Here is a 26,656-nt window from a genome sequence, read left to right as displayed (position 1 = left end):
AACAGGTTCCCATCGTGGGAGGGTCAAGGGGCGGGTCAGACCTGGATACGCGCGGGCCATGCGGTTCCCTCACCCGCCACGGTCGAAATCTTCCAGCTTGAGCAGCTCGGCCAGCCTGCGCCGAGCGCGATAGACCCTGGTCTCGATGGTCTTGGCGGACACGCCCAGCAGCTCGCCCGCGGCCTGCTGCGAAAGGTCTTCGAAGGCGGTGAGGATCAGCGGCTCCTTCAGCTTGGCCGGCAGCAGGGCGATGGCGCGGTCCAGGGCGCGCTTGCGCTGGGCGGCGATCATCATGCTGTCGGCGCGAGGCCCGGGATCGGGCGCAAGCTCCACCTCCTCGCCGACGCCCAAGTTCGCGCCGAAGACGACGCGGCGAACCGCCTCGCGGCGGCCCCGATCGCGGCACTTGTTCAGCGCGATGGCTCGCATCCAGCTTGGAAACGAGCGCGCTCCGTCATAGCGCGGCAGATTGCGCCAGGCCGCCACGAAGCTCTCCTGCACCACCTCGTAGGCGGCGTCCGCGTCGCCGACATAGCGGCGGACGAAACGGTAGAGCCACTCTTTGTGGCGGCGCATGAGCTGGGTGAAGGCGTGGTCCTCGCCGCCAAGCGCCCGCTGGGCCAGTTCGGCGTCCGAGGGATCGTCGGCCCCGGTCACTTGGCGTCTTCAGTCAGGGCCTCCGACACGCGTCTATCGAAGATCGCGGCCTGCTCGGGGGTCAGGATCGCCCGCATCTGCAGGATGTGGACGATGGTTTCCTTCTGGAGTTCGCCCATCACGTCGTGGAAATGCTCGATCGCGGTGCGCACCTCCGCGGAATACTCGTGCTTGGCGTCGATGGCCCCGGCCAGCTCGGCGTTGGCCATCCGCATTTCGGCCTCCCGGGCGCTTCGCGTGATCGAGAACTCGCGCTCGATCGCCTGGAGCTTGCGTTGCTGCTCGGCCGACAGGCTGAGACGGTCGTGCATGAATTCGTGCAGCGAGGGTTCGCGCTTGGCGTTCACGACATAGGTGGCGCCGCCCCAGGCGCCGAGGCCCGCCGCGATCGCCGCCAGCAGAACGGTGAGAATAGCGCCGCGCAGTCCGGTCACCGGCGGGCTTCCAGCAGGGTCGACGGCGCAAGGCGGCTGTTCAGGGCGAAGACCGACGTTTCCTGCGGGGCGGAAGCCGCGGCTATGGCGGAGGCGCCGCCCACCGCGGCGCCGACCACCAGCGCCATGACCACCGAGGCCATGCGCACCGGCGCAAAGCCGAAGGTCGAGGCGCGTTCGATGCGCGCGCCGCCGATCCGCCGCCAGACGGCAGGTTCGAGCTGGCTCAGATCGCGGTCAGGGCCTTGGGATCTCAGGCCTTCGACCAGTTCATCCAAGGGATGGTTCATAAACGACTCCGGAAGCGTCCCATCATCTATACGCAAGGCATCGGCGAATCCCTCAGGATTTGCAGGTGCAGCCGGCGCCGGGGCGCGCGGGGGTTGCGTTCACGACCCCGCCATCGGGCATCCACGGCAGGTGCACAAACCGGCTTCAGCTTGCTTCGGCCCGCCGAGAAGCCGCCCATGCAAGCTCCCGTCCCCGCCGCCGAACCCAATCTGACGAATCTGGCCATGCAGGCCGCGCGCCTGCTCGAGCGCCGCCTGCGATGGTCGGGCGTCCCGGCCCTGGCCGCCGCGGTCGTGACGCGGGCCGGGCTCGTATGGTCCGGAGCGCAAGGCGTGCGCCGCAAGCGGGGCGGAACGCCGGTGACCCATGGCGACCGCTGGCACCTGGGCTCGAACGCCAAGGCGATGACGGCCGCCCTCTATGCGCGCCTCGTCCAGGCCGAGTTGGCGAGATGGGACGCCCCGCTGACCGACTTCTTCCCCGACCTGCGGCTCGATCCGGCCTGGGACACGGTCACGGCGGTCGACCTCATGCGCCATCGCTCAGGCCTCAAGGACCGGGGCCTGGTCGACGCCAGACGGGCGGCCAGGCGAAGCCCGCGCTCGGTCCTCGACCAGCGGACCGAGCTGGCGGCTCGCGCGCTCGGGGCCCCGCCTGAAGGTCCGGCCAAGCGGTTCGCCTACGCCAACGCCAACTACATCCTGGCCGGCGCCGCGATCGAGCGCATCACCGGCCAATGCTGGGAGGACGCCATCCGGACCTGGCTGCTTGCCCCGCTCGGGATGAACTCCGCCGGCTACGGCGCCCCGCGCGGCGAGAACCCGTGGGGACATCGGGCCGGGCTTCTGGGACTGGGGGTCGGCGAGGCGATCGATCCGGCCCTGCCCCACGCCGACAATCCGGCCGTCCTGGGTCCTGCCGGCACGCTGCACATGACCCTGGCCGACCAGGCGCGCTTCGTTCGCCTGTTCCTCAACGACGGCGCGGGGTTCCTGACGCGCACCAGCATCAGCACCCTGACCACCGCCCCGACCGGCGAACAGAACGACTACGCGCTGGGCTGGGGCGTTTTCCAGCACAGGCCCTGGGCCCGCGGCCCGGTGCTGTTGCACGAAGGCTCCAACACGCTCTGGCACGCGGTGGCCGTCGTCGCCCCCCAGCGCGGCCTGGCGGTGATGACCGCCGCCAACGCCGCCGGCGCCGGAAGCCGCGCCGCGCAAGGGCTGGCGCTGGACCTCATCAAGCTATACGCACCCGACAGCCGGTCGTGAGCGTCCCACGGGCGGATGCGCACGGGCTGAAGCGGTTCTGCGCACAACCTCCACAATCGCCCGGCTCATGGAATCCATGGACAACGCCCTCATCCTGATCGTCGAAGACGAGCCCGAGATCGCCGAAATTCTCGACGCCTATCTGGGCCGGGACGGCTTTCGCACCGTCCGGGCCGGCGACGGGGTGACCGCGCTGCAGCATCATCGGATGCTGCGTCCCGATCTCGTCGTGCTCGACGTCAAGCTGCCCAAGGCCGACGGCTTCGAAGTGCTGGCCGAGATCCGCCGCCGCGGCGACACGCCGGTGATCATGGCCACGGCGCTGGCCGAGGACCTGGACAAGCTGTCGGCGCTGCGGATCGGCGCCGACGACTATGTGGTCAAGCCGTTCAACCCGCTGGAACTGGTCGCCCGGGCCCGCGCGGTGCTGCGACGGACCCGGGCGCGGGGCGTCACGCCGCTGCTGCGCCTCGGTCCGCTCGAAATCGACCCCCAGGCCTATTCCGCCGCCGTGGTCGGCGAGACCGGAACCAGGCCGCTGGACCTGACCCTCACCGAGTTCCGGCTGCTGGAGCACATGGCGCGCGCGCCGCGCAGGGTGTTCAGCCGGGCCGAGCTGCTCGACGCCTGCCTGCCGGACGGCGATGCGCTGGAGCGCACCGTCGACAGCCATGTCTCCAACCTGCGCCGCAAGCTCGAAGCGGCCGGGGCGCCGGACCTGCTGGAAGGGGTCCGCGGCGTCGGTTACCGCCTGTCGCACCTGACATGAGCCGTCTTGGCCGCCTGCCTCGCCGGCCGTGGAAGCTGAGCGCCCAGCTTGTGGCGGCGATGACGGCGGTCGTCGTGCTGTCGGTGATCATCATGACCGGCGGCATGACGCTGTTCTACCTGCTGTTCGACAAGCTGATCCGGCTGCAGTTGCCGCCCGGGGCGCTGGCCGCCTATCACGCCATCGAGGAGAACACGCTCCCGCAGCCGGGCGACCTGCAATCGCTGCTGGACGTCTACAAGGCCATCGAGGCCCAACTGAGCCTGATGGAGCTGGGCGCGCTGGCGGTCTGCGGCGCCATCGCCCTGACCGCCGGGGTCGCCGCCGCCCTGTGGTTCGCGCGGCGCATCAGCGAGCCGCTGCATCGGGTGGCCGCGACCGCCCGCCGGGTGGCCGGCGGCGACCTGGGCGCGCGCGTCATCCAGCCCGAGACGGGCGGCGGCGCCGGCGAGACCCACCAGTTGATCGCCGACTTCAACCTGATGGCCGAGGAGATGCAGCGGGCCGAGCGCGACATGCGCGAGAGCGTCGCGGCCATCGCCCACGAACTGCGCACGCCGCTCACCGTGCTGCGCGGCCGGCTGCAGGGGATGTCCGACGGGGTGTTCGCGCCCGACAGCAAGGGCCTGGCGGGCCTGATCCTGCAGGTCGATTCCCTGGCCCAGATCGTCGAGGACCTGCGCACGCTCAGCCTGGCCATGGCCGGGCGCCTGCTGCTGCAGCCGGCCAATCTGGACCTGGCGGTCGAGATCGACGCGGCGATCGACGCGCTGGCCCCCGAGCTCAACGCCTCGGGCCTGGCGATCGAGCGGGACCTGCGTCCGGCCCCGGTCAGGGCGGACCCGGCGCGGCTGCGCCAGGTGCTGCTGGTGATGCTCGAGAACGCCCGCCGCTATGCGCTGGCCGGCGGCGTGGCGCGGGTGGAGACCCGCCGGGGCGAGGGCACGGTCTATCTGCGGGTTCTCGATCGCGGCCCCGGCCTGCGCCCGGGCGACGAAGACCGGGTGTTCGAGCGGTTCTGGCGGGCCGACGAGTCGCGTTCGCGGGACGCCGGCGGCACGGGCCTGGGCCTGGCCGTCGTCAAGGCGATCGCCGAGGCGCACGGCGGGTCGGCCTGCGCCTTCGCGCGGCCCGGCGGCGGCGCCTGCTTCGAGATCCGCCTGCCCGCCTAGGGCGCCCCGCGATCCCTTCGCCGCGGCTCTGCGCGCCCTGCGTCCAAGCTCCACAATGGAGGCGCATCTCCAGGCTCGCACGGTCGAGTTGCGGCCGCGCTTCCGAGGAGATTTGACTATGAAATTCTGGATCAGCCCCCTCGCCGCGGCGCTCGCGCTCGGCGCCACGGCGGCCAGCGCCGAACCGTTCCAGGGCTTCCATGCCGGCGTCGGCGTCGGCGGCTCGAAGCTGCAATCGCAGGACAATATCCCCGGCTTCACCCGCAAGGCAGACGACGACGCCAAGGGCTTCACCTATCGCGGTTTCGTCGGTTACGACATCAAGCTGTCGGAGCGCGTCGTGCTGGGCGTCGAAGCCGGCGTCAGCAACGGCGACAAGAAGATCGAGAGCCGCGTCGACACCGCGCGGGTCAAGGTCGATCCGGGCGTCGGCTACGACGTCACCGGGCGTCTGGGCTTGGTGGCGACCGACAACCTGATGGTCTACGGCCGGGCCGGCTGGGCGCGCGAGAAGTTCGAGCGCGAGATTCGCTTCAGCAACAACAGCGCCGTGCTGCACAACGACAAGGACGCCAACGGCGCCCTGTTCGGGGTCGGCGCCGAATACGCCCTTTCGGACAATGTGGCGGTCCGGGCCGAGTACGACCGCACCAACTTCAAGGACGACCGCAAGCGCGACCGCCTGATGGTGAGCGCGGCCTATCGGTTCTGATCCCATGCGGCCGCGCTTTCCCCCAAAGCCCGCGCGGCCGCAGGGGCGGCTCCATCGCCCCGGAGCCGCCCCGCCCTGCTCCAGAGCCCCCTGCACGCTAACATTGCTGCGTAACGAAGAGGCAACCCTGAAGGGGCTAGGGTCGAGCCAGGGCAAAACGCCCTGGCGAAGGCGCTGCGCGTTCGCTCCCTTGAACCGAGGCTTCGTCATGCCGCTGAACAGCGTCAATACGAACACCAGCGCGATGATCGCGCTGCAGAGCCTCAACGCCATCAGCACCGAGTACGCCCAGGTCCAGCGGCGGATTTCGACCGGCCTGAAGGTCGCCGGTCCCAAGGACAATCCGGCGATCTGGGCGATCGCCCAGAACATGCGGGCCGAGTCCAAGTCGCTGGACGCCGTGATGAGCTCGCTCCAGCGCGGGCAGTCGATCGTCGACACCGCCATGACCGCGGGCGAAACCATCTCCGACATCCTCTCGCAGATGAAGGAGAAGGCGCTGGCCGCGACCGAGGCCGGGCTCAGCACCGCAAGCCGCCAGGCGCTCAACGACGAGTATGTCGCCCTGCGCCGCCAGATCGACCTGGTGGCCGCCAACGCCAGCTTCGACGGCGTGAACCTGATCTCGGCCGGCTCGACGGGCGAGGTCCGCGCCCTGGCGAACACCAAGGCCTCGCTGACCATCAACGTCGACCACATCGACCTCTCCACCACCGGAGCGGCGATCTCCTCGACCCTCGCCGACCTGATGGGCGGGGTCACGTCGGCCGACATCAAGGCGCTGGAAGCCTCGTCGCAGAAGGTGTCGGCGGCGCTTTCCAAGCTGGGAGTCGGGGGCAAGTCGCTGGATCGCCAACTGGAGATGAGCGCCAAGCTGCAGGACAGCTACGACTCCGGCATCGGCAACCTGGTGGACGCCGACATGGCCAAGGAAAGCGCCCGGCTGGTGGCCCTGGACGTCAAGATGCAACTGGCCATCCAGGCGCTGCGGATCGCCAACCAGGCGCCGTCGCTGCTGCTCGCCCTCTTCCGCTAATCGGCGCTCGACCTGAGGATTTCGCTCATGGCGAAGCCTGGCCTCTCGCAGCGGCCGCCAAAGCGCCTATATCGCGCTGATGGTTGATCTCTCGGTTCTCGATCTCTCGCCGATCGTCGAAGGCGGCGACGCCGCCCAGTCGCTGCGCAACACCCGCGACCTGGCCCGGAACGCCGAGCGCCTGGGCTACAAGCGCTATTGGCTGGCCGAGCATCACAACATGGCCGGCGTCGCCAGCGCCGCGACGTCCGTGGTGATCGGCTATGTCGCCGAAGCGACCTCGACGATCCGGGTCGGCGCCGGGGGCGTCATGCTGCCCAACCATGCGCCATTGGTCATCGCCGAGCAGTTCGGCACCCTGGCCTCGCTCTATCCGGGACGCATCGACCTGGGCCTGGGCCGCGCCCCGGGTTCCGACCAGGCGACGGCGCGCGCCCTGCGCCGCACCCTGGCCGGCGACATCGACGACTTCCCGCGCGACGTCATCGAGCTGATGAACTATTTCGAGCCGGTCAAGCCGGGCCAGATCATCCGGGCCGTTCCGGGCGCGGGCCTCGACGTGGAGTTCTGGATGCTGGGCTCCAGCACCTACGGCGCCCAGTTGGCCGCGGCGCTGGGCCTGCCCTACGCCTTCGCCTCGCACTTCGCCCCGGCCCAGCTTGAGCTGGCGCTCAACGTCTATCGCAGCCAGTTCCGGCCGTCGAAGTATCTGGCCGAACCTCATGTGATGCTCGGTGTGAACATCACCGCCGCCGACACCGACACCGAGGCGCAGCGGCTGTTCACCTCGCTGAAGCAGGCCTTCATCAACCTGGGTCAGGGACGTCCCGGGCCGCTGCCCGCGCCGGTCGACGATCCGGAGGGGCGACTGGACGAAATCGGCGGCGCCATGCTGCGCCAGAGCCTGAGCTGTTCGATCGTCGGCTCGCCCGAGCGGGTGCGTCAGGGCCTGGCCGATTTCGTCCGCCGCACCGGGGCGGACGAACTGATGGTCACCGCGCAGGTCTATGACCATGCTGCGCGCGTGCGCTCGTTCGAGATCGCCGCCCAGGCGCGCGATGAACTCGCACGCCCGGCGACGACATCCGCCTAGCTGTTGTCTTCGACCGGCGCTTCCGGGCCGTTCTTCTTGATGGAGTCGATCGCGTTCTGGGCGCTGGCCTTGGACGAATAGCCCTCGGTCGAGAACATCGTTTCGCTGTTGTACTTGAAGCGAACCCGGAACTCGCCGGCCTTGTCTTTGTAGATTTCGAACTTATGCGCCACAGGTCGTCTCCATTAGACCATTGAACATGCGTAGCCCAACCCCGACCGCAGACTTGGGCGCCCGCCCACTCAGGTCAAGCCTGATCGCAGCGTGGGGTTGCGCCAGCGGACAGGGCGATCGCCACACTACGGTCACGCTTGGGTGATGACTTTGCGACAATCCCCCTGCACCTTATCTGAGGTGCAGATCGCATAGCCTCTTTCCCCCGGAGCCTCACATGCGCGCCCTGATTTTCACCGCCTTCGCCACCTTCGCCCTGGCCGGATCGGCCCTTGCCGAGCCCATGCCGACGGTCTCCAGCGTGGAGGTCAAGCTCAGCCCCGAACTCCACAAGAAGGCCACGGAGGAATACGGACTGAGGGACGTCGAGCGCCTGGCCGCCGAACTGCGCAAGGACGCGGAACGCGAGCTGCAACGCACCGGCGTCCTGGCCGGCGGCCGGCTGGAGCTGACCCTGGTCGACGCGCGCCCCAATCGCCCCACCTTCAAGCAGCTCGGCGACAAGCCGGGCCTGTCGATGCAGAGCTTCGGAACGGGCGGCGCGAAGATCGAGGGCCGCGCCATCTCGGTCGACGGCGAGGTCACGCCGGTCCGTTACGACTGGTACGAAACCGACATCCGGCAATCGAAGATGACCACCACCTGGTCGGACGCCGAGTACGCCATCGGACGCTTCGCCTACCAGTTGGGCCGCGGCAACGTGTACGCCCGCCGATAACGCCGATAGGCCTTGCCACCCCGGGCCTTGAGGGTTCACATCGCGCCGCTCGCCGGACGCCAGTAGATCCGGGCGCATAGGGGATGAGTGAGATGACCGCGCAGGCGGAAAGGCGTTCCAACTGGACCCTGGCGGCGCTCGCCGCCCCGTGTCTTCCACTGGCGGGCCTGGGCCTGCCGCTCGTGGTCTACCTCCCCGAGTACTACGCCAACGAGCTTGGCCTCAGCCTGACCGCCGTCGGCACGGCGTTCATGCTGGTGCGCCTGCTCGACATGGCTTTCGACCCCTATATCGGCGGGGTCATGGACCGCACCCGTTCGCGGTTCGGACGCTTCAAGCTGTGGTTCGGCATCAGCGCGCCGCTGCTGATGCTGGCGTCCTACATGCTGTTCATGGCCAAGCCGGGGGTGTCGTCGCTCTACCTCTGGATCTGGCTGCTGGTGGTCTATGCCGGCGTCTCGATCGCCGGGCTCTCGCAACTGGCCTGGGCCGCGGTCCTCTCGCCGCAATACGACCAGCGATCGCGCATCTATGCCTGGTGGCAGGCCGGCAACGTCGTCGGGATGATCTTCGTCCTGACCCTCCCCGCCCTGCTCCCGCTGCTCGGCGTCACCGGCCATGGCGCCGGCGTCCAGGCGATGGGCTGGTTCATCGTCATTCTCATGCCGATCACGGTGGCGCTCGCGCTCTGGCGCGTGCCCGAGCCGAAGGTCACCTCGGAGGTCAGGAAGTCCGGCTTCCGGGAATATCTGGCGCTGTTCAAGCGGCCGACCGTCGTGCGCATCCTGGTGGCGGACCTGTTGATCGGCACCGGGCCGGCGATTACCGGCGCGCTGTTCTTCTTCTTCTTCGGCCGCGTGAAGGGGTTCACCCATACCGAGGCCAGCCTGCTGCTGCTGATCTACTTCATCGGCGGCCTGGTCGGCGCGCCGCTGTGGACCTGGCTCTCCTACAAGATCTCCAAGCACCGGGCCCTGGCCGTGTCGGGGGTCGTCTACGCCGCCCTCACCCTCTGTTCGCTGGTCATCCCGCAGGGCGCGATGCTTCCGGCGGCGACGCTGATGTTCCTGATCGGCGTCCCCTACGCGGCCGGCGCCTTCCTGCTGCGCGCCATGATGGCCGACATCGGCGACGAAGAGCGCCTGGCCAGCGGCGTGGACCGCACGGGCCTGCTCTACGCCATCCTCTCGGGCACGGTGAAGGTCGGCTCGGCCGCCGCTGTCGGGATCAGCTTCCCACTGCTGCAGTTCATGGGCTTCGATCCCAAGGGCCAGGGCGTCGACACCGGGCTGCAGGGCCTGGCCATCCTGTTCGCCGCCGTGCCGGCCGCCATGTCGATCGCCGCCAGCGTGATCGTCTGGGGCTTCCCGCTGACCTCGGAGCGCCACGCGCAGATTCGCGCCGGCCTGGCGGCTCGGGATATGAAGGAGTCCGGCCTCGCCGAAGCTGCTCCCGAAATGGGCGCCGAACCGAAGATCACCGAAGAGATCCATGTCGCCACCCGCCCCGCCGAGTAACGAACGCCCTATCGACCGCCTGCTCTCCATCATGGCGAGGCTGCGCGACCCCGATGGGGGCTGCGCCTGGGACCTGGAGCAGACCTTTGCGACCATCGCCCCATATACGGTCGAGGAGGCCTATGAGGTCGCCGACGCCATCGAACGCGGCGACCTGGGCGACCTGAGGGAAGAACTCGGCGACCTGCTGCTGCAGGTCGTGTTCCACAGCCGCATGGCGCAGGAGCAAGGCGCCTTCGCCTTCGACGACGTGGCCGACGCCATTTCCGAGAAGATGATCCGCCGCCACCCGCACGTCTTCGGCGAGGACGAGCAGCGCACCAGCGCCGAACAGACCCGCGCCTGGGAGGTCATCAAGGCCCAGGAGCGGGCGAAGAAGGGCAAGAACAACAGCCTGCTGGACGACGTGCCGGTCGGCCTGCCGGCCCTCACCCGCGCCGTGAAGCTGACCGCCCGCGCCGCGCGCGTCGGCTTCGACTGGCCGGACGTCTCGTTCGTGCTCGACAAGCTGCGCGAGGAGACCGCCGAGCTGGAGCACGAGATCGCCGCCGGCCGTGACGTCGCCCGGATGCGCGACGAGCTGGGCGACATCCTGTTCGTCTGCGCCAACCTGGCCCGCAAGCTGGACCTGGAACCGGAAGACGCGCTGCGCTCGACCAACGCCAAGTTCGCGCGCCGCTTCCAGTTCATCGAGGCCGAACTGGCCAAGCGCGGCAAGCGCGCCGACCAGTCGGACCTGGCCGAGATGGACGCGCTCTGGGACGCGGCGAAGCTGGCCGAGAAGGCCTAGAGCGAGGTCAGCTCGGCCTTCGGGAACAGTTGCTCGAACTGGCCGAGCGCCTGGGCGTTGAGCCGCACGGCGATGCGCACCCCGCCCTCGTCGTCATCGACCCGGTCCATGACCCGGCCGTGCCGATAGAGCCAGGCCACCGCCGCCCCGTCCGCCGCCGTCAGGCTGACCGAGACCGGCGGCGCGTCGTCCACCAGCCGGGCGATCGCCGCCAGCAGCGCATCGCACCCCTCGCCGCTCGCCGCCGAGACTAGGACCGCCTGGGGATGATGCCGGCGAGCATCGCCCGCGGCCTGCTCGCGAGCTTCGGGCTCCAGCAGGTCGGCCTTGTTCCAGACCTCGATCAGGTTGCGCTCGGCGACGTCGATCCCCAGCCGCTCCAGCACGGTGCGGACGTCCTGCGCCTCGGCGTCGGTCTCCTCGCTGGCGATGTCGCGGACGTGCAGGATCACGTCGGCTTCCTTCACCTCTTCCAGGGTGGCGCGGAAGGATTCGACCAGCTCGTGCGGCAGGTCCGAGATGAAACCCACCGTGTCCGACAGGATCGCCGGTCGGCCGTCTGGCAGGTCCAGCATCCGCAAGGTGGGGTCGAGGGTGGCGAACAGCATGTCGGCCGCCATCACGTCCGCCTTGGTCAGGCGGTTGAACAGGGTCGACTTGCCGGCGTTGGTGTAGCCGACGAGGGCCACGGCCGGGAACGGATGGCGCTGGCGCGCGCCGCGCTGGAGGTTGCGCGTGCGCCGCACCTCGACCAGTTCGCGCTTCAGCTTGCCGATCTTCTCGGCCAGCAGCCGGCGGTCGGTTTCGATCTGGGTTTCGCCGGGGCCGCCCATGACCCCGAAGCCGCCGCGCTGGCGTTCCAGGTGGGTCCAGGTGCGGACCAGGCGCGAGCGCTCGTAGGAGAGCCGGGCCAGCTCGACCTGCAGGATGCCTTCACGGGTCCGGGCGCGGCGGGCGAAGATCTCGAGGATCATGCCCGTGCGGTCCATGACCTTCACCTGCCAGGCCTTCTCCAGGTTCCGCTGCTGGACCGGCGTCAGGGCGTCGTCGACCACGGCGACGTCGACCTGGAGCTGGAAACAGAGCTCGCCGATCTCATCGACCTTGCCGCTGCCGAACAGGGTGGCGGGCGTGCGCTTGCGCAGGGGCGCGATGATCGCGTCCCTGATTTCCAGGTCGAGCGCCTCGGCGAGGCCGACGGCCTCCTCCAGGCGCGCCTGAGCGCTGCGCGCGGAGTCGCGGCCGTCTCGCTGGGGATGAATGACCAGCGCCCCTTGAGGGGGCGCTTCACGTTCGATGGACTTGGAGGTCAATCGGCCTCGTCTTCCGCCGGCTCATAGAGTTGAACGGGCTGCGCCGGCATGATGGTGGAGATGGCGTGCTTGTAGACGAGCTGCGACTGGCCGTCGCGACGCAGAAGCACGCAGAAATTGTCGAACCAGCTCACGACGCCCTGAAGCTTCACGCCGTTGACCAGGAAGATGGTCAGCGGGGTCTTCGACTTGCGGACGCTGTTCAGGAACGTGTCCTGGAGATTCTGTTTCTTTTCGTTGCCGGACATGGCTTGTCGCCCTTTTTTCTGTTCGGGAGGCAACACGCCCCCCACACACATGCATGAGGCTAGACCGGCCCGTGTGACCGGCGCAATCGCGCCGCTCGCATCAGACGGCCGTCGCCCTCGCGCGCTCGATATAGAGGCGACGGAGCTTCATCGCCACCGGTCCGACCACACCATTTCCAATTGGCTTGTCGTCCAGCGCCACGACCGGCAGCACCAGGCTGCCCGCGCCGGTGATGAAGGCCTCCTTGGCGCAGACCGCCTCGTCCGGCGTGAACGGCCGTTCCTCGACCTTCAGTCCCTCGTCGCGCAGCACGTCCAGCAGGGTCCGCCGGGTGACCCCGCGCAGGATGTTGGCGTTGGTGTCGCGAGTGCGCAGCACGCCGCCCGCGTCGATGATCCAGGCGTTGGACGAGGCGCCCTCGGTGACGAAACCCAGGTCGTCCACGAACCAGGCCTCGGCGGCGCCGCGCTCCTTGGCCGCCTGCTTGGCCAGGGCGTTGGGCAGCAGGCCGACGGTCTTGATGTCGCAGCGGCCCCAGCGGTTCTCAGGGGTGGTGACGACCTTGACGCCCTGGGCGGCCTTGGCCTCGCTCGCCGCGCGATCGACGGGGGACACGGTGATCACCACGCTCGGCGCGACCGGCTCGTCGGGGAAGGCGTGACCACGCGGCGCCACGCCGCGGCCGACCTGCAGGTAGAGCAGCCCCTCGCGGACGCGATTGCGGCGGACCGCCTCGCGCAGGACGATGGTCAGGGCCGCGCGGCTCATCGGCATGGGGATGCGCAGTTCGCCCAGGCTGCGTTCGAGGCGAGCGAAGTGCCCCTCGGCGTCGGCCAGCTTGCCGTCGAACAGGGCCCAGACCTCATAGACGGCGTCGGCCAACTGATAGCCGCGGTCCTCGATGTGCACCACGGCCTCGCCGTGCCGCACGAACTGCCCGTTCACATAGGCGATACGCCCCACCTTACGCGTCCTCTTCTTCCATGGGCCTGGCGCCCGACAGGCCCAGGGACTTCAGTTTGCGGTGCAGGGCCGAGCGCTCCATGCCGATGAAGGCGGCGGTCCGCGAGATATTGCCCGAGAAGCGCAGCATCTGGGCGTTGAGGTACTCGCGCTCGAACACCTCGCGCGCCTCGCGCAGCGGCAGGGCGATGATCTTCTCCGCCCCCAGGCTGGAGGGATGGTCGTTGACCACGGCGTCGTTGGGCAGCATCTCGGCGCTGATCGGTTCGCCCGGATCGCCGGCCGCCAGGATCAGCATGCGTTCGACATTGTTGCGCAACTGGCTGAGGTTGCCCGGCCAGGCGCGCACCTGCAGGGCCGCCAGGGCGTCGTCCGCCAGCCGGCGGCGCGGCATGCCGGTGGCCTCGCAGATCCGGTTGACGAAGTAATCGATCAGCTCGGGGATGTCCTCGCGGCGCTCCGACAGCCCCGGCACGCTCACCGGCACCACGTTCAGGCGATGGAACAGGTCCTCGCGGAAGCGGCCGGCATTGATCTCCTCGCGCAGGTCGCGGCAGGTCGAGGAAACCACCCGGACGTCGACCTGCACGTCCTGTTCCCCGCCGACCCGGCGGAAGCGCTGCTCCACCAGGACCCGCAGGATGCGGCTCTGGGTCTCGCGCGGCATGTCGGCCACTTCGTCGAGGTACAGCGTGCCGCCATGGGCGCGTTCGAAGACCCCGATCTTGGCCGGACGCCCGCTCTCCAGCTCCTCGCCGAACAGCTCGGTGTCGACGCGCTCGGGCGTCATGCCCGCGGCGCTGATCACCACGAACTCGTTGCGGGCGCGCGGGCTGGCCGAGTGGATCAGCCGCGCCACCGTCTCCTTGCCCGAGCCCGGGGGCCCCGCGATCAGCACGCGGCTGTTGGCCGAGGCCAGCTTGGCGATCAGGCCGCGCAGTTGCTGGGTGACGACCGACTTGCCGATCAGCCCCTCGGGTTGGATCGTCTGGGCGCGCAGGCGGCGGTTCTCGCGCTTGAGGTTGCTGGTCTCCAGGGCGCGCTCGACGCAGAGCAGCAGCCGGTCGGACTTGAACGGCTTCTCCAGAAACTCGTAGGCGCCGCGCTTGATGGCGCTGACTGCCGTCTCGATGTTGCCGTGGCCGGAGATCATGATCACCGGGATGTCGGCGTCCAGGGTCTTGACCAGGTCCAGCAACTCCAGGCCGTCCATCCCCCCGCCCTGCATCCAGATGTCGAGGATCAGCAGCGCCGGCTTGCGCGACTTGATCGCCGCCAGCGCGCTCTCGGAGTCCGTGGCCGTGCGCACTGCATAGCCTTCGTCCGACAGGATGCCTGCGACCAGCTCGCGGATGTCCGCCTCGTCGTCGACCACCAGAACATCAGCCGCCATCACATCACTCCTGCGTCTTGAGCCGTCGATAGCTCAGGTCCTGCACCGGCGCCGGAACGCGCCGGCGCCGCCGTGGGTAGTTTCAAGACCGCGCGGGCGCCGCGCCCGTCGGTCGCATCGGTCAGAATCAGTTCGCCGCCATGGTCTTCCAGGATGCGCTTGACGATCGCCAGGCCCAGCCCCGTGCCCTTCTCGCGGGTGGTCACATAGGGTTCGGTCAGCCGGTCGCGGTCCTTGTCGGGCAGGCCGACGCCGTTGTCCTCGACGATCACCTGCACGCCCTGATCGTCGCTGATCAGGCGCACGGCGATCTTGCCCTTCACGCCCGGCTCGGCCGCGGTGCGGGCCGACACCGCCTCGGAGGCGTTCTTCAGGATGTTGGTCAGGGCCTGGGCCAGCATGCGGCCGTCCGCGACCAGCGTCACCGCCGGCGCGGGGTCCAGCAGTTCCACGTCGATGTCGGGGCTGGCGACGCGCTGGGCGAACACCGCGGCGCGGACCAGTTCGACGCCGTCCTGCTCGGCGAACTTGGGCGCGGGCATGCGGGCGAAGGACGAGAACTCATCGACCATCCGGCCGATGCCGTCGACCTGGCGCACGATCGTGTCGGTGCAGCGATCGAAGGTCTCCAGGTCGTCCGGCGCCACGTCCTTGCGGAACTTGCGGCGCAGGCGTTCGGCCGACAGTTGGATCGGGGTCAGCGGGTTCTTGATCTCGTGGGCGATCCGGCGCGCCACGTCCCGCCAGGCGGCGTTGCGCTGGGCCGAGACCAGGCGGGTGATGTCGTCGAAGGTCAGCACCAGGCCGCCCTCCGAGCGGCTGGCGCGGACGCGCAGGCGGTGGGTTTCGCGCGCCCGGGACACATCGACCTCCTCCTCGGCCTCGCCCACGGCGTCGGCGCGCTCGGCGATCGCCACGAACTCGGGCGCCACGTCGTGCAGCCGGCGCCCGCTGGTCTGACCTTCCACCAGTTCGAGCAGGATCCGCGCCTGGCGGTTCACCGCCGAGATCCGGCCGTCGGAGTCCAGGCCGATCACGCCGGCCGACACCTCGGCCAGCACGGTCTCGATGAACTGCCGCCGCTCCTCGGCCTCGTCGCCGGCGCGTTTCAGCGCGGCTTGCTGAGCCTGAAGATCATGCGTCATGCTGTTGAAAGCACGTGACAACACCGCCAGTTCCTCCGGGTCCTTGGAGGTGTCGACCCGCGCGTCGAGATCGCCGCCCGCGACGCGTCCGGCCGCCTGCACCAGCCGGCCCACCGGCGCGGAAATGGCGCTGGCGGCGCCCATGCCCAGCCACACGGCCCCGACCAGCACAAGCATGGCGGTCTCGATGTAGGAAAGCGCGAAAACCCGTTGAATCCGCGCGCGACTTTCCGCCGCTTCTCGATAGGCGGTGACGGCCCGGTCGGCCTCGTGCAACTGGGTGACGATGCCCGCCTGCACCGGCCGGGTCACGTAGAGATAGGCGTCCGGATAGGCCGACAGCTTGAACAGCGCCCGGGTCAGGTTCGGCGAGACGGAGATCACGCCCTCGTCCGCCGCCGCGAAGCTCGACGGCGGCGGGGTCTGGAACGCCGCGGCGTCGACCGCCTCGGCCCGGGCCAGGATCCGCCCCTCGCGGTCGATCAGATAGGCCGCCGGAAAGGCGTGGTACGAGGCCTGATAGGCCAGGAAGTGGCTGAAGGTGACCGGGCTGACCTGCAGCGCAGGGGCCGCGCGGTTGAGGTCCGCGGCCATCAGCGAAACGTGGTCGTCCACGAACCGGGTCTGGTCGTCGACATAGGACCGCATCACCGTGGCCGAGTTCTCGACCACGGTCTGGACCCGCTCGGAGAACCAGTTCTCCACGCCGCGATTGACCAGCACCGTATAGAACAGCGCCACGACCATGGCCGGCGCCACCGCGGCCAGGGCGAACAGGGCCACGAAGCGCACGTGCAGACGCGCCGCCGGATCGGTCGAGCGCGCCCGCAGCATCGTCGTGACCCGGAAGCCGACCTGGGCCGCCAGGGCCAGGATCAGCACCAGGTTCAGCGCCAGGATCGCCAGGATGTTCTTGGACGCCGGGGCCAGCGGCCCGGTCTCGGGCGGCGAGGCCGCCAGCAGGATGGCGACCGCGGTGAGCACCGCCGCCAGGGCGTAGCCGCCGCCGAGCACATAGCGTGATTGCAGCGCCCGCCAGAACCGCGCGGCGGGCGTCGCGTGAGTTCCGCCATCGTGACTCAAGAACGCCATTGCCAGGCGAACCTAATGGCCTGTGCCCCAAATTCAACAGTGATGTTGCGCCCAGGCTTCACATTAGCGCGGGGATGACAGCGCCCGTGCGATGCGCTATCGGTGCGCCCGATGATCCTCGCCACCAGCCAATATTCGTTTTGGTATTTTGGCTATTCCGATGCCGCTGGCGGAGGAAGGGGATCGCGCGACAGCAAGCTGTCATAGGACGCAAGACCCACCCAGCCGCCAGCACCTGGCGGCTTTTCTTTTGCGCCGCCGGACCCTGCAACACCCCGGAGCGCACCAGTGACCACCGACGACCTTCGTATCATCGACATCAAGCCCCTCGCCTCGCCGGCGCAGGTGATGGGCGACCTTCCCACGAGCGACGACGTCAGCGCGCTTGTGTCGGATTCCCGACGTAAGATTCACCAGATCCTGCACGGCGAGGACGACCGCCTGGTGGTGGTGATCGGCCCCTGCTCGATCCACGACCCCGTCGCGGCGATGGACTATGCGCGGCGACTGGCCGAGCAGCGCACGCGCTTCGCCGATCGGCTGGAGATCGTCATGCGGGTCTATTTCGAAAAGCCGCGGACCACGGTCGGCTGGAAGGGCCTGATCAACGACCCGCACCTGGACGGCACCTTCCGCATCGACGAGGGCCTGCCGCTGGCGCGCAAGCTGCTGCTGGAGGTCAACGCGCTGGGCCTGCCGGCGGCGGTCGAGTTCCTGGACGTCACCACCCCGCAGTACCTGGCCGACCTCGTCGCCTGGGGCGCCATCGGCGCGCGCACCACCGAGAGCCAGATCCACCGCGAGATGGCCTCCGGCCTCTCCTGCCCGATCGGCTTCAAGAACGGCACCGACGGCAACCTGCGCATCGCCGTCGACGCGGTGAAGGCGGCCAGCCAGCCGCACCATTTCCTGGCCATCGGCAAGGACGGCCGCGCCGCCATCGCCGCCACCCGCGGCAATGACGACAGCCATGTCGTGCTGCGCGGCGGCAAGGCTCCCAACTACGACGCCGCCGGCGTCGCGGCGGCCTGCGCGGAACTGGCGGCCAGCGGCCTGCGCCAGAGCCTGATCATCGACGTCAGCCACGCCAACAGCGGCAAGAAGCCGGAGAACCAGCCCGCCGTCACCCGCGACGTGGCCGCCCAGGTCGCCGCCGGCGACCAGCGCATCGCCGGGGTGATGATCGAGAGCCACCTGGTCGCCGGCCGCCAGGACCTGGTCGAGGGCCAGCCGCTGGTCTACGGCCAGAGCATCACCGACGGCTGCATCGACTGGGACGCGTCGGTCGAACTGCTCGAGGAACTGGCCATGGCGGTCGAGGCGCGCCGCCGCGCGCGCGCCGTGGCCAGCCCGGCCGGCGAGACCGCCGGGGCCTGAGCCCTGTCGTTGGGCCTCGCCGGGGCGAGGTCCAACGCCGCTCGCCTGGAAATTCCCCCCGCCGGCGTTTGGGGACTTGGCGCGATCCTGCGGTTCGGCTCTGTTGGCGCGGCCCAGTCTTCGCATGTCCAGGACCCCAAATGGCCGATCCCCGCTCCCTTGGCTTCTGCCCCGACCGCCTTGCCAAGCTCGACCGCTTCCTCACCGAGAAGTACCTGACGGCCGGCCGCATGCCCTGCGCCCAGGTGGTGATCTCGCGGCACGGCGAGATCGTCCATGAGTTCGTCGGCGGCAAGCGCGACCTCGCACGGGACCTAGCCGCGGAGGCCGACACCGTCTTCCGCATCTATTCGATGACCAAGCCGGTCACCTCGGTCGCCTTCATGATGCTGGTCGAGGAAGGCAAGGTCGCGCTCGACGATCCGGTGCACCGCTTCATCCCCGAATGGGCGAACCTCGGCGTCTTCAGCGCCGGGATCACCGGCGGCTTCCTGACCAAGCCGGTCGCGCGGCCAATGCAGATGGTCGACCTGCTGCGCCACACCTCGGGCCTGACCTACGGCTTCCAGAACCGCACCAATGTCGACGCCGCCTATCGCAAGGCAGGCGTGGGCGAGATCGGCAGCACCATGCCGCTCGACGACATGATCGCGGCGCTAGGCGCCCTGCCGCTGGAGTTCTCTCCGGGCGAGGCCTGGAACTACTCGGTCTCCACCGACGTGCTCGGCTATCTGGTCGGCAAGATCTCGGGCGTGCCGTTCGAGCAGTTCCTGCAGGAGCGGATCTTCACCCCGCTCGGCATGACCGACACCGGGTTCCAGGTCCGCGACGGCCAGGGCGGCCGGCTGGCCGCCTGCTACAACGCCACGCCCAAGGGCGGGCTCGACCTGCAGGACGATCCGGCCACCAGCAGCTATCTGAGCGCGCCGTCCCTGGTCTCCGGCGGCGGCGGCCTGGTCTCGACCGCGGCGGACTACATGAAGTTCTGCCAGATGCTGCTGAACCGCGGCGAGTATGACGGCCATCGCCTGATCGCGCCCAAGACCCTCGACCTGATGACGGTCAACCACCTGCCGGACGGCAAGGACCTGACCCAGCTATCGCGCTCGCTGTTCTCGGAGGCGACCAACGCCGGGGTGGGCTTTGGCCTGGGCTTCGCGGTCGTCCAGGATGCGCCGCGGACGCTGGTCCCCTGCAGCGACGGCGAGTTCTACTGGGGCGGGGCGGCCAGCACCGCCTTCTGGGTCGATCCGGCGGAGGACCTGGCGGTCGTGTTCATGACCCAGGTCCTCCCCTCGTCGGCCTATCCGATCCGCCGGGAGCTGCGCACCCTCGTCTACTCGGCGCTCATCGAACCCGAGACCTAGACCCTTTCCGGTTCAGCGGAAGATACGCTAGCGGCGGCCGCGGGCCATTTCGACGCCCAGGTCCTGGATCTTCTTGCGCAGCGTATTGCGGTTGAGGCCCAGGATCTCGGCGGCGCGGACCTGGTTGCCGCGCGTGGCGGCCAGGGTGAGCTGGATCAGCGGCCGCTCGACCTCCTCCAGCACGCGGTCATAGAGGCCGGCCGGCGGCACGCCGTCGGGCTGCTCGGCGAAGTAGCCGCCCAGGTGGCGCTCGACCAGGGTCGCCAGGGTGACCGGCCCCTCGTGGCCCGGAATGGCCGGCTGCTGGTCGGCCAGTTCGCGCTCGACGATCCGCGCGGTGATCAGTTCCTCGGCATAGAGGGCGCAGATGCGGCGGATCAGGTTTTCGAGTTCGCGGACATTGCCCGGCCAGCCGTGCAGCTTCAGGCGTTCCAGCGCGCTGGAGTCGATGGTCTTGGCCGGCAGGCCCTCGCGGTTGGCGCGCAGCAGGAAGGCGCGGGCCAGGTCGGGAATGTCCTCGGTCCGGTCGCGCAGCGGCGGCAGGCGCAGCGGCGCGACGTTCAGGCGGAAGAACAGGTCCTCGCGGAACAGCCCCTGCTGGATCAGGGCCCGCAGGTCGCGATTGGTCGCCGCGATGATGCGCACGTTCGGCGGGCGGCCGGTCTTGGGGTTCACCGATTGCTCGGAGCCGTCGATCACCCGCAGCAGCCGGGTCTGGGCGTCCAGCGGCATGTCGCCGATCTCGTCGAGGAACAGCGTGCCGCCATCGGCCTCGACCAGCTTGCCATAGTCGCCGTCGTCGCGGCCGAACAACTCGGCCTCGACCCGCTCGCGCGGCACCGCGGCCAGGTTGATGACCACGAACTTGCCGTCCTTGCGCCGCCCCATGTCGTGCAGGGCGCGGGCCACCAGTTCCTTGCCGGTGCCGCTCTCGCCGAGGATCAGCACCGTCAGGTCGGCGCCGACCAGGCGCGCGATGGTGCGATAGACGTCCTGCATGGGCCCCGAGCGGCCGATCAGCGGCAGCCGCTCGTCGCGGACCGCGCGGGCCTGGGCCTTGGAGGCCTCGGTGTCGGCCGGCCGCGACAGGGCCCGGCGCGCAGCCGAGGTCATGTCGTCCAGGTCGAAGGGCTTGGAGACGTAGTCGAAGGCGCCGGCGTCGGCGGCGTTCACCGCCGTCAGCAGGGTGTTCTGGGCGCTCATCACGATCACCGGCAGCCGGGGGCGTTCCTTGCGGATGCGCGGCAGCACGTCGAACACGTTCTCGTCGGGCATCACCACGTCGGTGACGACCAGATCCCCCTCGCCGTCCGAGACCCACTTCAGCAGGGTGGTGGCGTTGCCGGTCGCCCGGACCTGATAACCCAGCCGCGTGAAGGCCTGGCTCAACACCAGCCGGATTGACGCGTCATCATCGGCGATCAGGATCTTCTTGCTGGCGTTCGTTATCGCATTCATGCCGGCTTATCCTCTTCAGACGCGATCGGCAGGAGCACACGGAAGGTCGTGCGCCCCGGCTCGGACTCAAAATCGATCAGGCCGCCGTGCCCGGCGACCAACTTGGCGACCAGGGCCAGGCCAAGGCCCGCGCCATGGGTCTTGGTGCTCACGAACGGCTGGAACAGGCTTTCGCGCAGGTGCGCCGGCACGCCCGGGCCGTTGTCCTGCACGCGGACCTCCAGCGGCGCGCCGCGCAGGATGTGCCCCTTGGCGGCGCGCACCTTCACGCCGTGGCGATAGGCCGTGTGGACGGTGATCGCGCCGCGCCCGTCGCCACGCCCGTGGGCGGCCTCGGCGGCGTTCTTCACGAGATTGAGGAAGATCTGGATGAGCTGGTCCTCATCGCCATAGGCCGGCGGCAGCGAGGGATCGTAGTCGTCGGTGAGAGTCAGGCCGTCGGCCACGCCGTTGGCCGCCAGCGCCTTCACCCGGTCCAGGACCTGATGGATGTTGATCGGCTTGCAGTCGGGCAAGGCGTCGTCCGAGAACGCCTCCATGCGGTCGACCAGCCGCCGGACGCGGTCGGTCTCGTCGACGATCAACTGGGCCAGGGGCGCGTCCTCGGCCTTGGCGCCGGTCTTCAGCAGTTGCGCCGCGCCACGGATGCCGGCCAGCGGGTTCTTGATCTCGTGGGCCAGCATGTGGCCCAGGCCGACGATGGTCCGCAGGCCCGCCTGCTCGGCGCCGGTGCGCTCGCCGCCCAGGGCTCCGCCCTTCACATGCAGGGTCAGCAGCACCGAACCATCGGCCAGCGGCGCAGCGGCGCCGTCGGCCTCGAACGAGGGATGCCCGAAGAGGCTGATCTCGACCCCACGCTCGCGGACCCGAACCCCCTCCTCCAGCGCCCGGTCCAGCAGCGAGACCAGCGCCGAGCCGGGCGGCAGGGCGGCGCCGAAGCGACCGCGGGTCAACAGGCTCAGGCCCTGGCCGAACAGCGCCTCGGCCGCCTCGTTGACAGCGACCAGCGCCCCGTCGCGACTGACCACGAGGGCCGGTTCCGGAGACACGTCGAAAGCGCTGGCCTTCAGGACGTCGAGGTCCAGGCCGGGGGGCGCCGCTCGGGTCTGGTTTGTCATGCGGCAAGTCTCGGTTGGGGGTCACGCCACAGAGCGGTCAGGCCGGTTTCGACCTCCGCCGGATCGTCGAGGCGGCAGAGCGTCGAGCGCGCCGCCCGTCGCGCCTCGGCCGACGACGGCCAGGGCGCGTTTTCGATGTAGGAGGCCAGGTGCTTGCGGAAGATGCGCAGGCCCAGCCGGTCGCCATAGAAGTTCAGGCTGTCACGGAAGTGTTCGAGGGCGATGGCCAGGCGCTCTTCGGCCTGCGGCTCCTTGAAGCTGCGCCCCGCCAGTTCGGCTTCGACCTGCGCCGCGACCCAGGGGCGGCCATAGACGCCGCGACCGACCATGACGCCGTCGGCGCCGGAGGCGGCCAGCGCCTGCCTGGCGCTCTCGCCGTCCGTGATGTCGCCGTTGACGATCACCGGGATGGAGACCGCCTCGGTGACCGGACGCACCGCGCTCCAGTCGGCGCTGTCCTTGTAGAACTGGCAGCGGGTCCGGCCATGGATCGTCACCGCCTTCACGCCGCGGGCCTGCGCCCGGGCGGCGATGTCGGGGGCGTTCCGGGACGAGGCGTCCCAGCCCAGGCGCATCTTCACCGTCACCGGCACGTCGACGGCGTCGACCGCCGCGGCGATCAGCGACTCGGCCAGGTCCGGTTCGCGCATCAGGGCCGAGCCCGACAGCACCCCGGTCACTTCCTTGGCCGGGCAGCCGAAGTTCAGGTCGATGATCTGGGCCCCCGCCTGGGCCGCCAGCCGCGCGCCCTGCGCGATGTGCGCCGGGTCGCGGCCGACCAGTTGCACGACCATCAGCGGCAGGCCCTCGCCCACCGCCGCGCGCCGGACGACGTCCGGGCGGCCTTTCGAAAATTCGGCGCAGGCGACCATCTCGGTCGCCACGTATGCGGCGCCCAGCTTGCTGGCGGCCTTGCGGAACGGCAGGTCGGACACGCCGGTCATGGGCGCGATCCAAGCGCGTCCACCGACTTCCACGTCCCCGATCCTGAGCGTATTGCTCATTTTGTAATCACCCCTACCGCCTCAGTTTTAGGCAAATTGTGCACCGCCGTAAAGCCTAGACAGGGCCGGTAACCTCCCTAAACAAGCCGGATGGTTTTCTCAGCCGTCATCGTCGCCGCAGGCTCCAGCACCAGGGCCGGTCCAGGAGCGCCCAAACCCTGGCGCAGCCTGGGGGGACGCCCGATCCTGCTGTGGTCGATCGAGGCCTTCGCCGCCGCCGGGGCGCGGCAGATTGTCGTCGTCGTCGCCGACGGCTGGGTGGATGAGGCGGCCGATCTGCTGCGTCCGTTCGATAGCGTCTCCGTGGTCCGCGGCGGCTCGACCCGCGCCGACTCCGTCCAGGCCGGCCTCAAGGCGCTCACGGGCGCGGCCGACGCGCCGGTCCTGGTCCACGACGCCGCCCGCCCGCTTCTGACCCGTGACCACGTCGAGACGCTGCTGGCCGCGCTGGCGGCGGCGGACGGCGCCGTGCCGGCCCTGCCGATGGCCGACACGCTCAAGCGCGGCGCCGATGGCGTGATCTCGGAAACGGCGCCGCGTGACGGCCTATGGCGCGCCCAGACGCCCCAGGCGTTCCGGCTGGCGACCCTGCTCGACGCCTACGCAGCCTGGCCCGCCGACGCCGAGCCCACCGATGACGCCGCGGTGGTCGAGAAGGCGGGCGGCCGGGTGGTGATGACGCCTGGCGACCCGCGGCTGATGAAACTGACCTATCCGGAGGACTTCGCCATGGCCGAGCAACTGGCGGGCGGCGCGCGCATCACCCGCATCGGCCAGGGAATCGACGCCCATCGCTGGGGGCCCGGCGACGCCGTCTGGCTCTGCGGCGTGCGCATCGACCATGACCAGACCCTGATCGGCCACTCCGACGCCGACGCGGGGCTGCACGCCCTGACCGACGCGATCCTGGGCGCGATCGGCGAAGGCGACATCGGCGAACACTTCCCGCCCTCCGATCCGCAATGGAAGGGCGCAGCGTCCGACAGGTTCCTTCAGCACGCGGTCGACATCCTTGCCGGCAAGGGCGGCCGGATCATCAACGCCGACGTCACCCTGGTCTGCGAGCGGCCCAAGATCCGCCCCCACCGCGGCGCCATGCGCCAGCGCCTGGCCGAACTGCTCGGCGTGCCGATCGACCGCGTCAGCGTGAAGGCGACCACCACCGAGGGCATGGGCTTCACCGGCCGGCAGGAGGGCCTGCTGGCCCAGGCGATCGTCTCGGTGGAGACCCCCGCCTAAAGATCTAGGGCAGCCAGGGCCACTTCATCTTCATCTCGGCGTACATCGCCCCGGGAAGGTTCGTGTAGTCGTCGGTCCAGGGCCGCGTGACCGTCGGATCGGTCTGCGACCAACGCCCGTCGGCCTCGTAGGGCGCCAGCGCCGCCAGGCTGCGCGTCACGATCAGCGCGTCCTCGGCCGACTCCCACAGGGGCGGACTGTCCTTGGCGGGGCTATGACGCTGGATCAGCGCAAAGCCCCCGGCCGCCTCCGCTACGGCCATCGCCGGGCTGCGCAGTTCCAGGTTGCGGTTGGACAGGTGGACGATGAGCACGCCGTCCGGCTTCAGCTTGGAGAGATAGCCCTTCATCGCCTCCACCGTCAGCAGGTGCGCCGGCACCGCATCGGACGAGAACGCATCGATCAACAGGATGTCGAACGCCCCCGCCGGCTGCTTGGCCAGGGTCAGCCGGGCGTCGCCGAGCACGTAGTCGATCTTCCCGCGCGCACAGGTGGTCGTGTAGCTGAAGTGCTTGGGATCGGTGGCGAGCCGGATCACCAGCGGATCGATCTCGAAGAAGGTCAGGCGGTCGCCCGGCCGGGTGTAGGCCGCCACCGCGCCGGTCCCCAGGCCCACCGCCCCCACGGTCAACGGCCGCGCGGCCTGGACCTCATGGGTGAACACCTGGCCGATCGGCGTTTCCGGCGCGTAGTAGACCAGCGGGCGGCACATGTACTTGGGGTTCTGGGCCTGGGCGCCGTGCAGCGTGGTGCCGTGCGACAGCATCCGAAGCTGGCCCTCCATGCGCGGGGCCGGCATTTCCGACTGGCGCAGGACTCCGAAGAAGCTGCGCCAGCTCTGGCGGACATCGACCCGATCGCCGATCGCCTCGGCCGAGATCGACAGCACGACCACCGCGCCGAAGAACACGATCATCCGTCGCCGGATGAGGAAGGCGCAGACCGTGGACACGCCCAGCAGGCCGAAGACCACGGCCTTGAGCTCGGCGTCCATGCCCATCCTGAGGGCGACGACCGGCGCGATGGCGGCCGCCGCCGCGCCGATCACCAGCGTCGCCCACCGCCAGGGCTCGATCGGCCCCAGGCCGGGCCGGGCCAGGCAGGCGAGCGCCAGGACCAACGGATATTCCCAGACGTTGTTGAAGAGCACCGGCGCCAGGAAGGCGTTGAACGCTCCGCCGACCACGCCGCCAAACGACATCCAGAGGTAAAACTCGGTCAGGTGAGCCGGGTCGGGCCGGCGCGCGACCAATGCCTGGTGGCACATCAGGGCGGTGAGGAAGAACGCGGTCAGATGCACGAACATCTGCAGCGGGAAATTCATCGACTTGAACGGCAACATCGCCGCGCACGCCACCACCGCCGCAGCCTGCAGCAGCAGGGTCGTTTCCTGGGAAATGATCGGCTTGCTGGAAAACGCGATGATGAAGGTGGCCAGATAGAGGGCCAGCGGGATCACCCACAGGAACGGGGCGGAGGCGACGTCGGTGGTGATGTGGGTGGTGACGCCCAGCATCAGGCTCGACGGGATCGCCGCCAGTCCGACCCAGATCGCCCGCTGAGGCCAGGTCGGCGCAGGAGCCAGGCCGGCCGCAGGCGCCGTGATCGCGGCCGCGCGAGCGCGCGACACGAAGAGCGCCAGCGTCGCCATCAGCATGACGAAGGCCACGTAGCCGGCGCTCCAGCCCACTGTCTGCCCTCGCAGGGTGGCGAGGGGCTCGACGAGCGCCGGGTAGGCCAGCAGGGCCAGCAGGCTCCCCAGGTTCGAGGCTGCGTAGAGGACGTAGGGCTCGGCGCCAGTCTCGGCATGTACGGTCCTGGCGTGCCAGGCCTGCACCAGCGGCGCGGTCGCCGAGAGGATCGCGAAGGGCGCGCCGATCGAAACCGCCAGGACGCCGAGCAGCCAGAGCGACGGGTAGACGGACGACGGCTCTCCCAGCAGCTCGGTGACCCGAAGCGGCAGCGCCAGCGCCGCCGCCAGCAGGGCCGCGACGTGGACCAGGGCCTGGATGCGGACCGAGCGCACCTTCTGCAGCAGGTGGGCGTAGCCGTAGCCGACCAGCAGCGCGGTCTGGAAGAACGCGATCGACGTGTTCCACACCGACGAACTGCCGCCGAGCAGCGGCAGGACCAGCTTGGCCACCATCGGCTGGACCATGAACACCAGCCCCGCGCTGGCGAAGGTCGTCACCGCGAAAAGGGCCGGCGAGACGGAAGCTGCGGGCCGTTCGGCCTGATCGAGTGCGGTCATGGGTTCGAATCGGCTTGTGTGGCGGGCGCGGCCGATGTTGTGGTCTGCCTTCG

Annotated in this window: 25 protein-coding genes; 12 read left to right on the top strand and 13 right to left on the bottom strand. The window is 69.6% G+C overall.

Going from position 1 to position 26,656, the window contains the following annotated elements; genetic code table 11:
* Nucleotides 1-69: 69 nt before the first annotated feature.
* The 3 genes from RTL41_RS11020 to RTL41_RS11010 are packed head-to-tail and all read right to left on the bottom strand — an operon-like array spanning nucleotide 70 to nucleotide 1,381.
* Nucleotides 70-657: an RNA polymerase sigma factor gene (locus RTL41_RS11020; RefSeq protein ID WP_312164288.1), complete on the bottom strand. Its 588-nt coding sequence runs from the start codon at nucleotides 655-657 to the stop codon at nucleotides 70-72.
* A complete protein-coding gene (locus RTL41_RS11015; protein WP_312164285.1) occupies nucleotides 654-1,091 on the bottom strand; it encodes a periplasmic heavy metal sensor in 438 nt (145 codons plus the stop codon). The genes RTL41_RS11020 and RTL41_RS11015 overlap by 4 nt, the downstream gene beginning before the upstream one ends.
* Nucleotides 1,088-1,381 (bottom strand): hypothetical protein, encoded by a 294-nt coding sequence (locus RTL41_RS11010; protein ID WP_312164283.1) that lies wholly within the window; start codon nucleotides 1,379-1,381, stop codon nucleotides 1,088-1,090. Before RTL41_RS11010 ends, RTL41_RS11015 begins: the two co-directional genes overlap by 4 nt.
* Before the next feature lie 177 nt (nucleotides 1,382-1,558).
* On the opposite strand from RTL41_RS11010, the gene RTL41_RS11005 reads away from it, so the two are divergent.
* The 6 genes from RTL41_RS11005 (at nucleotide 1,559) to RTL41_RS10980 (ending at nucleotide 7,435) form a co-directional block, all read left to right on the top strand.
* A complete protein-coding gene (locus tag RTL41_RS11005; protein WP_312164281.1) occupies nucleotides 1,559-2,653 on the top strand; it encodes a serine hydrolase domain-containing protein in 1,095 nt (364 codons plus the stop codon).
* Nucleotides 2,654-2,729: 76 nt separating this feature from the next.
* Complete coding sequence (locus RTL41_RS11000; RefSeq protein WP_312164279.1) at nucleotides 2,730-3,422, top strand: response regulator; 693 nt, start codon at nucleotides 2,730-2,732, stop codon at nucleotides 3,420-3,422.
* Nucleotides 3,419-4,594, top strand: a complete 1,176-nt coding sequence (locus RTL41_RS10995; RefSeq protein ID WP_312164276.1) for an ATP-binding protein — start codon at nucleotides 3,419-3,421, stop codon at nucleotides 4,592-4,594. The genes RTL41_RS11000 and RTL41_RS10995 overlap by 4 nt, the downstream gene beginning before the upstream one ends.
* Nucleotides 4,595-4,712: 118 nt before the next feature.
* Complete coding sequence (locus tag RTL41_RS10990) at nucleotides 4,713-5,306, top strand: porin family protein (protein ID WP_312164274.1); 594 nt, start codon at nucleotides 4,713-4,715, stop codon at nucleotides 5,304-5,306.
* 208 nt (nucleotides 5,307-5,514) lie between these two features.
* Nucleotides 5,515-6,342, top strand: a complete 828-nt coding sequence (locus RTL41_RS10985) for a flagellin (protein ID WP_312164272.1) — start codon at nucleotides 5,515-5,517, stop codon at nucleotides 6,340-6,342.
* 79 nt (nucleotides 6,343-6,421) lie between these two features.
* Nucleotides 6,422-7,435 carry an LLM class flavin-dependent oxidoreductase gene (locus RTL41_RS10980; RefSeq protein WP_312164270.1) on the top strand — a complete coding sequence of 338 codons (1,014 nt, stop codon included), beginning with the start codon at nucleotides 6,422-6,424 and terminating at the stop codon, nucleotides 7,433-7,435.
* Here RTL41_RS10980 and RTL41_RS10975 read toward each other — a convergent pair.
* Nucleotides 7,432-7,608, bottom strand: coding sequence for a YegP family protein (locus tag RTL41_RS10975; RefSeq protein WP_312164268.1), 177 nt, complete (start codon nucleotides 7,606-7,608; stop codon nucleotides 7,432-7,434). The two genes, RTL41_RS10980 and RTL41_RS10975, sit on opposite strands and share 4 nt — an antisense overlap.
* Nucleotides 7,609-7,826: 218 nt before the next feature.
* Between RTL41_RS10975 and RTL41_RS10970 the strand changes: the two genes are divergently transcribed.
* The 3 genes from RTL41_RS10970 (at nucleotide 7,827) to mazG (ending at nucleotide 10,634) form a co-directional block, all read left to right on the top strand.
* The gene (locus RTL41_RS10970; RefSeq protein WP_312164266.1) at nucleotides 7,827-8,327 is read left to right on the top strand and encodes a hypothetical protein; all 501 of its coding nucleotides are present in this window, start codon (nucleotides 7,827-7,829) and stop codon (nucleotides 8,325-8,327) included.
* A gap of 92 nt (nucleotides 8,328-8,419) precedes the next feature.
* Nucleotides 8,420-9,844, top strand: a complete 1,425-nt coding sequence (locus tag RTL41_RS10965) for an MFS transporter (protein ID WP_312164264.1) — start codon at nucleotides 8,420-8,422, stop codon at nucleotides 9,842-9,844.
* Complete coding sequence (gene mazG, locus RTL41_RS10960) at nucleotides 9,819-10,634, top strand: nucleoside triphosphate pyrophosphohydrolase (RefSeq protein WP_312164263.1); 816 nt, start codon at nucleotides 9,819-9,821, stop codon at nucleotides 10,632-10,634. The genes RTL41_RS10965 and mazG overlap by 26 nt, the downstream gene beginning before the upstream one ends.
* On the opposite strand, the gene hflX is transcribed toward mazG, so the two are convergent.
* From hflX to RTL41_RS10935, 5 genes are all read right to left on the bottom strand, one after another.
* A complete protein-coding gene (gene hflX, locus RTL41_RS10955) occupies nucleotides 10,631-11,947 on the bottom strand; it encodes a GTPase HflX (RefSeq protein WP_312164262.1) in 1,317 nt (438 codons plus the stop codon). The genes mazG and hflX overlap by 4 nt on opposite strands.
* Nucleotides 11,944-12,195: an RNA chaperone Hfq gene (hfq, locus tag RTL41_RS10950; RefSeq protein WP_056018837.1), complete on the bottom strand. Its 252-nt coding sequence runs from the start codon at nucleotides 12,193-12,195 to the stop codon at nucleotides 11,944-11,946. The genes hflX and hfq overlap by 4 nt, the downstream gene beginning before the upstream one ends.
* A gap of 100 nt (nucleotides 12,196-12,295) precedes the next feature.
* Nucleotides 12,296-13,159, bottom strand: a complete 864-nt coding sequence (locus RTL41_RS10945) for a D-amino-acid transaminase (RefSeq protein WP_312164260.1) — start codon at nucleotides 13,157-13,159, stop codon at nucleotides 12,296-12,298.
* 1 nt (nucleotide 13,160) lies between these two features.
* Nucleotides 13,161-14,552, bottom strand: coding sequence for a sigma-54 dependent transcriptional regulator (locus RTL41_RS10940; protein ID WP_312164257.1), 1,392 nt, complete (start codon nucleotides 14,550-14,552; stop codon nucleotides 13,161-13,163).
* Nucleotides 14,552-16,789: a PAS domain-containing sensor histidine kinase gene (locus RTL41_RS10935; RefSeq protein WP_312164255.1), complete on the bottom strand. Its 2,238-nt coding sequence runs from the start codon at nucleotides 16,787-16,789 to the stop codon at nucleotides 14,552-14,554. The genes RTL41_RS10940 and RTL41_RS10935 overlap by 1 nt, the downstream gene beginning before the upstream one ends.
* Before the next feature lie 288 nt (nucleotides 16,790-17,077).
* Here RTL41_RS10935 and RTL41_RS10930 point away from each other — a divergent pair, with 288 nt between their 5' ends.
* Both RTL41_RS10930 and RTL41_RS10925 read left to right on the top strand, forming a co-directional pair.
* On the top strand, nucleotides 17,078-18,166 hold the full coding sequence (locus RTL41_RS10930) for a 3-deoxy-7-phosphoheptulonate synthase (RefSeq protein WP_312164253.1): 1,089 nt from the start codon (nucleotides 17,078-17,080) through the stop codon (nucleotides 18,164-18,166).
* A 140-nt stretch (nucleotides 18,167-18,306) separates the two neighbouring features.
* A complete protein-coding gene (locus tag RTL41_RS10925; RefSeq protein WP_312164251.1) occupies nucleotides 18,307-19,533 on the top strand; it encodes a serine hydrolase domain-containing protein in 1,227 nt (408 codons plus the stop codon).
* Between the two features lie 27 nt (nucleotides 19,534-19,560).
* On the opposite strand, the gene RTL41_RS10920 is transcribed toward RTL41_RS10925, so the two are convergent.
* Genes RTL41_RS10920 through dusB form a run of 3 tightly spaced genes read right to left on the bottom strand, consistent with a single transcriptional unit; the run spans nucleotide 19,561 to nucleotide 23,113 of the window.
* Nucleotides 19,561-20,982, bottom strand: a complete 1,422-nt coding sequence (locus RTL41_RS10920) for a sigma 54-interacting transcriptional regulator (protein WP_409418329.1) — start codon at nucleotides 20,980-20,982, stop codon at nucleotides 19,561-19,563.
* Nucleotides 20,983-20,987: 5 nt separating this feature from the next.
* Nucleotides 20,988-22,109, bottom strand: coding sequence for an ATP-binding protein (locus tag RTL41_RS10915; protein WP_312164247.1), 1,122 nt, complete (start codon nucleotides 22,107-22,109; stop codon nucleotides 20,988-20,990).
* Nucleotides 22,106-23,113, bottom strand: a complete 1,008-nt coding sequence (gene dusB, locus RTL41_RS10910; protein WP_312164245.1) for a tRNA dihydrouridine synthase DusB — start codon at nucleotides 23,111-23,113, stop codon at nucleotides 22,106-22,108. Before dusB ends, RTL41_RS10915 begins: the two co-directional genes overlap by 4 nt.
* Nucleotides 23,114-23,203: 90 nt before the next feature.
* On the opposite strand from dusB, the gene RTL41_RS10905 reads away from it, so the two are divergent.
* Nucleotides 23,204-24,352, top strand: a complete 1,149-nt coding sequence (locus tag RTL41_RS10905) for a bifunctional 2-C-methyl-D-erythritol 4-phosphate cytidylyltransferase/2-C-methyl-D-erythritol 2,4-cyclodiphosphate synthase (protein ID WP_312164243.1) — start codon at nucleotides 23,204-23,206, stop codon at nucleotides 24,350-24,352.
* 4 nt (nucleotides 24,353-24,356) lie between these two features.
* Here the strand turns inward: RTL41_RS10905 and RTL41_RS10900 are convergent, their stop codons facing one another.
* Nucleotides 24,357-26,603 (bottom strand): fused MFS/spermidine synthase, encoded by a 2,247-nt coding sequence (locus RTL41_RS10900; RefSeq protein WP_312164241.1) that lies wholly within the window; start codon nucleotides 26,601-26,603, stop codon nucleotides 24,357-24,359.
* Between the last annotated feature and the right edge of the window lie 53 nt (nucleotides 26,604-26,656).

This window comes from Phenylobacterium sp. (assembly GCF_031984885.1).
Taxonomy (GTDB): domain Bacteria; phylum Pseudomonadota; class Alphaproteobacteria; order Caulobacterales; family Caulobacteraceae; genus Phenylobacterium.
Note: the sequence above shows the minus strand (reverse complement) of the source record. Positions and strands in the feature narration are given on the sequence as shown.

Coding starts and splice junctions, on each gene's coding strand:
- RTL41_RS11010 (WP_312164283.1), bottom strand. CDS start 1,381: ATGAACCATCCCTTGGATGAACTGGTCGAAGGCCTGAGATCCCAAGGC.
- RTL41_RS11005 (WP_312164281.1), top strand. CDS start 1,559: ATGCAAGCTCCCGTCCCCGCCGCCGAACCCAATCTGACGAATCTGGCC.
- RTL41_RS11000 (WP_312164279.1), top strand. CDS start 2,730: ATGGACAACGCCCTCATCCTGATCGTCGAAGACGAGCCCGAGATCGCC.
- RTL41_RS10995 (WP_312164276.1), top strand. CDS start 3,419: ATGAGCCGTCTTGGCCGCCTGCCTCGCCGGCCGTGGAAGCTGAGCGCC.
- RTL41_RS10990 (WP_312164274.1), top strand. CDS start 4,713: ATGAAATTCTGGATCAGCCCCCTCGCCGCGGCGCTCGCGCTCGGCGCC.
- RTL41_RS10985 (WP_312164272.1), top strand. CDS start 5,515: ATGCCGCTGAACAGCGTCAATACGAACACCAGCGCGATGATCGCGCTG.
- RTL41_RS10980 (WP_312164270.1), top strand. CDS start 6,422: ATGGTTGATCTCTCGGTTCTCGATCTCTCGCCGATCGTCGAAGGCGGC.
- RTL41_RS10970 (WP_312164266.1), top strand. CDS start 7,827: ATGCGCGCCCTGATTTTCACCGCCTTCGCCACCTTCGCCCTGGCCGGA.
- RTL41_RS10965 (WP_312164264.1), top strand. CDS start 8,420: ATGACCGCGCAGGCGGAAAGGCGTTCCAACTGGACCCTGGCGGCGCTC.
- mazG (WP_312164263.1), top strand. CDS start 9,819: ATGTCGCCACCCGCCCCGCCGAGTAACGAACGCCCTATCGACCGCCTG.
- hfq (WP_056018837.1), bottom strand. CDS start 12,195: ATGTCCGGCAACGAAAAGAAACAGAATCTCCAGGACACGTTCCTGAAC.
- RTL41_RS10940 (WP_312164257.1), bottom strand. CDS start 14,552: ATGGCGGCTGATGTTCTGGTGGTCGACGACGAGGCGGACATCCGCGAG.
- RTL41_RS10935 (WP_312164255.1), bottom strand. CDS start 16,789: ATGGCGTTCTTGAGTCACGATGGCGGAACTCACGCGACGCCCGCCGCG.
- RTL41_RS10925 (WP_312164251.1), top strand. CDS start 18,307: ATGGCCGATCCCCGCTCCCTTGGCTTCTGCCCCGACCGCCTTGCCAAG.
- RTL41_RS10915 (WP_312164247.1), bottom strand. CDS start 22,109: ATGACAAACCAGACCCGAGCGGCGCCCCCCGGCCTGGACCTCGACGTC.
- dusB (WP_312164245.1), bottom strand. CDS start 23,113: ATGAGCAATACGCTCAGGATCGGGGACGTGGAAGTCGGTGGACGCGCT.
- RTL41_RS10905 (WP_312164243.1), top strand. CDS start 23,204: ATGGTTTTCTCAGCCGTCATCGTCGCCGCAGGCTCCAGCACCAGGGCC.
- RTL41_RS10900 (WP_312164241.1), bottom strand. CDS start 26,603: ATGACCGCACTCGATCAGGCCGAACGGCCCGCAGCTTCCGTCTCGCCG.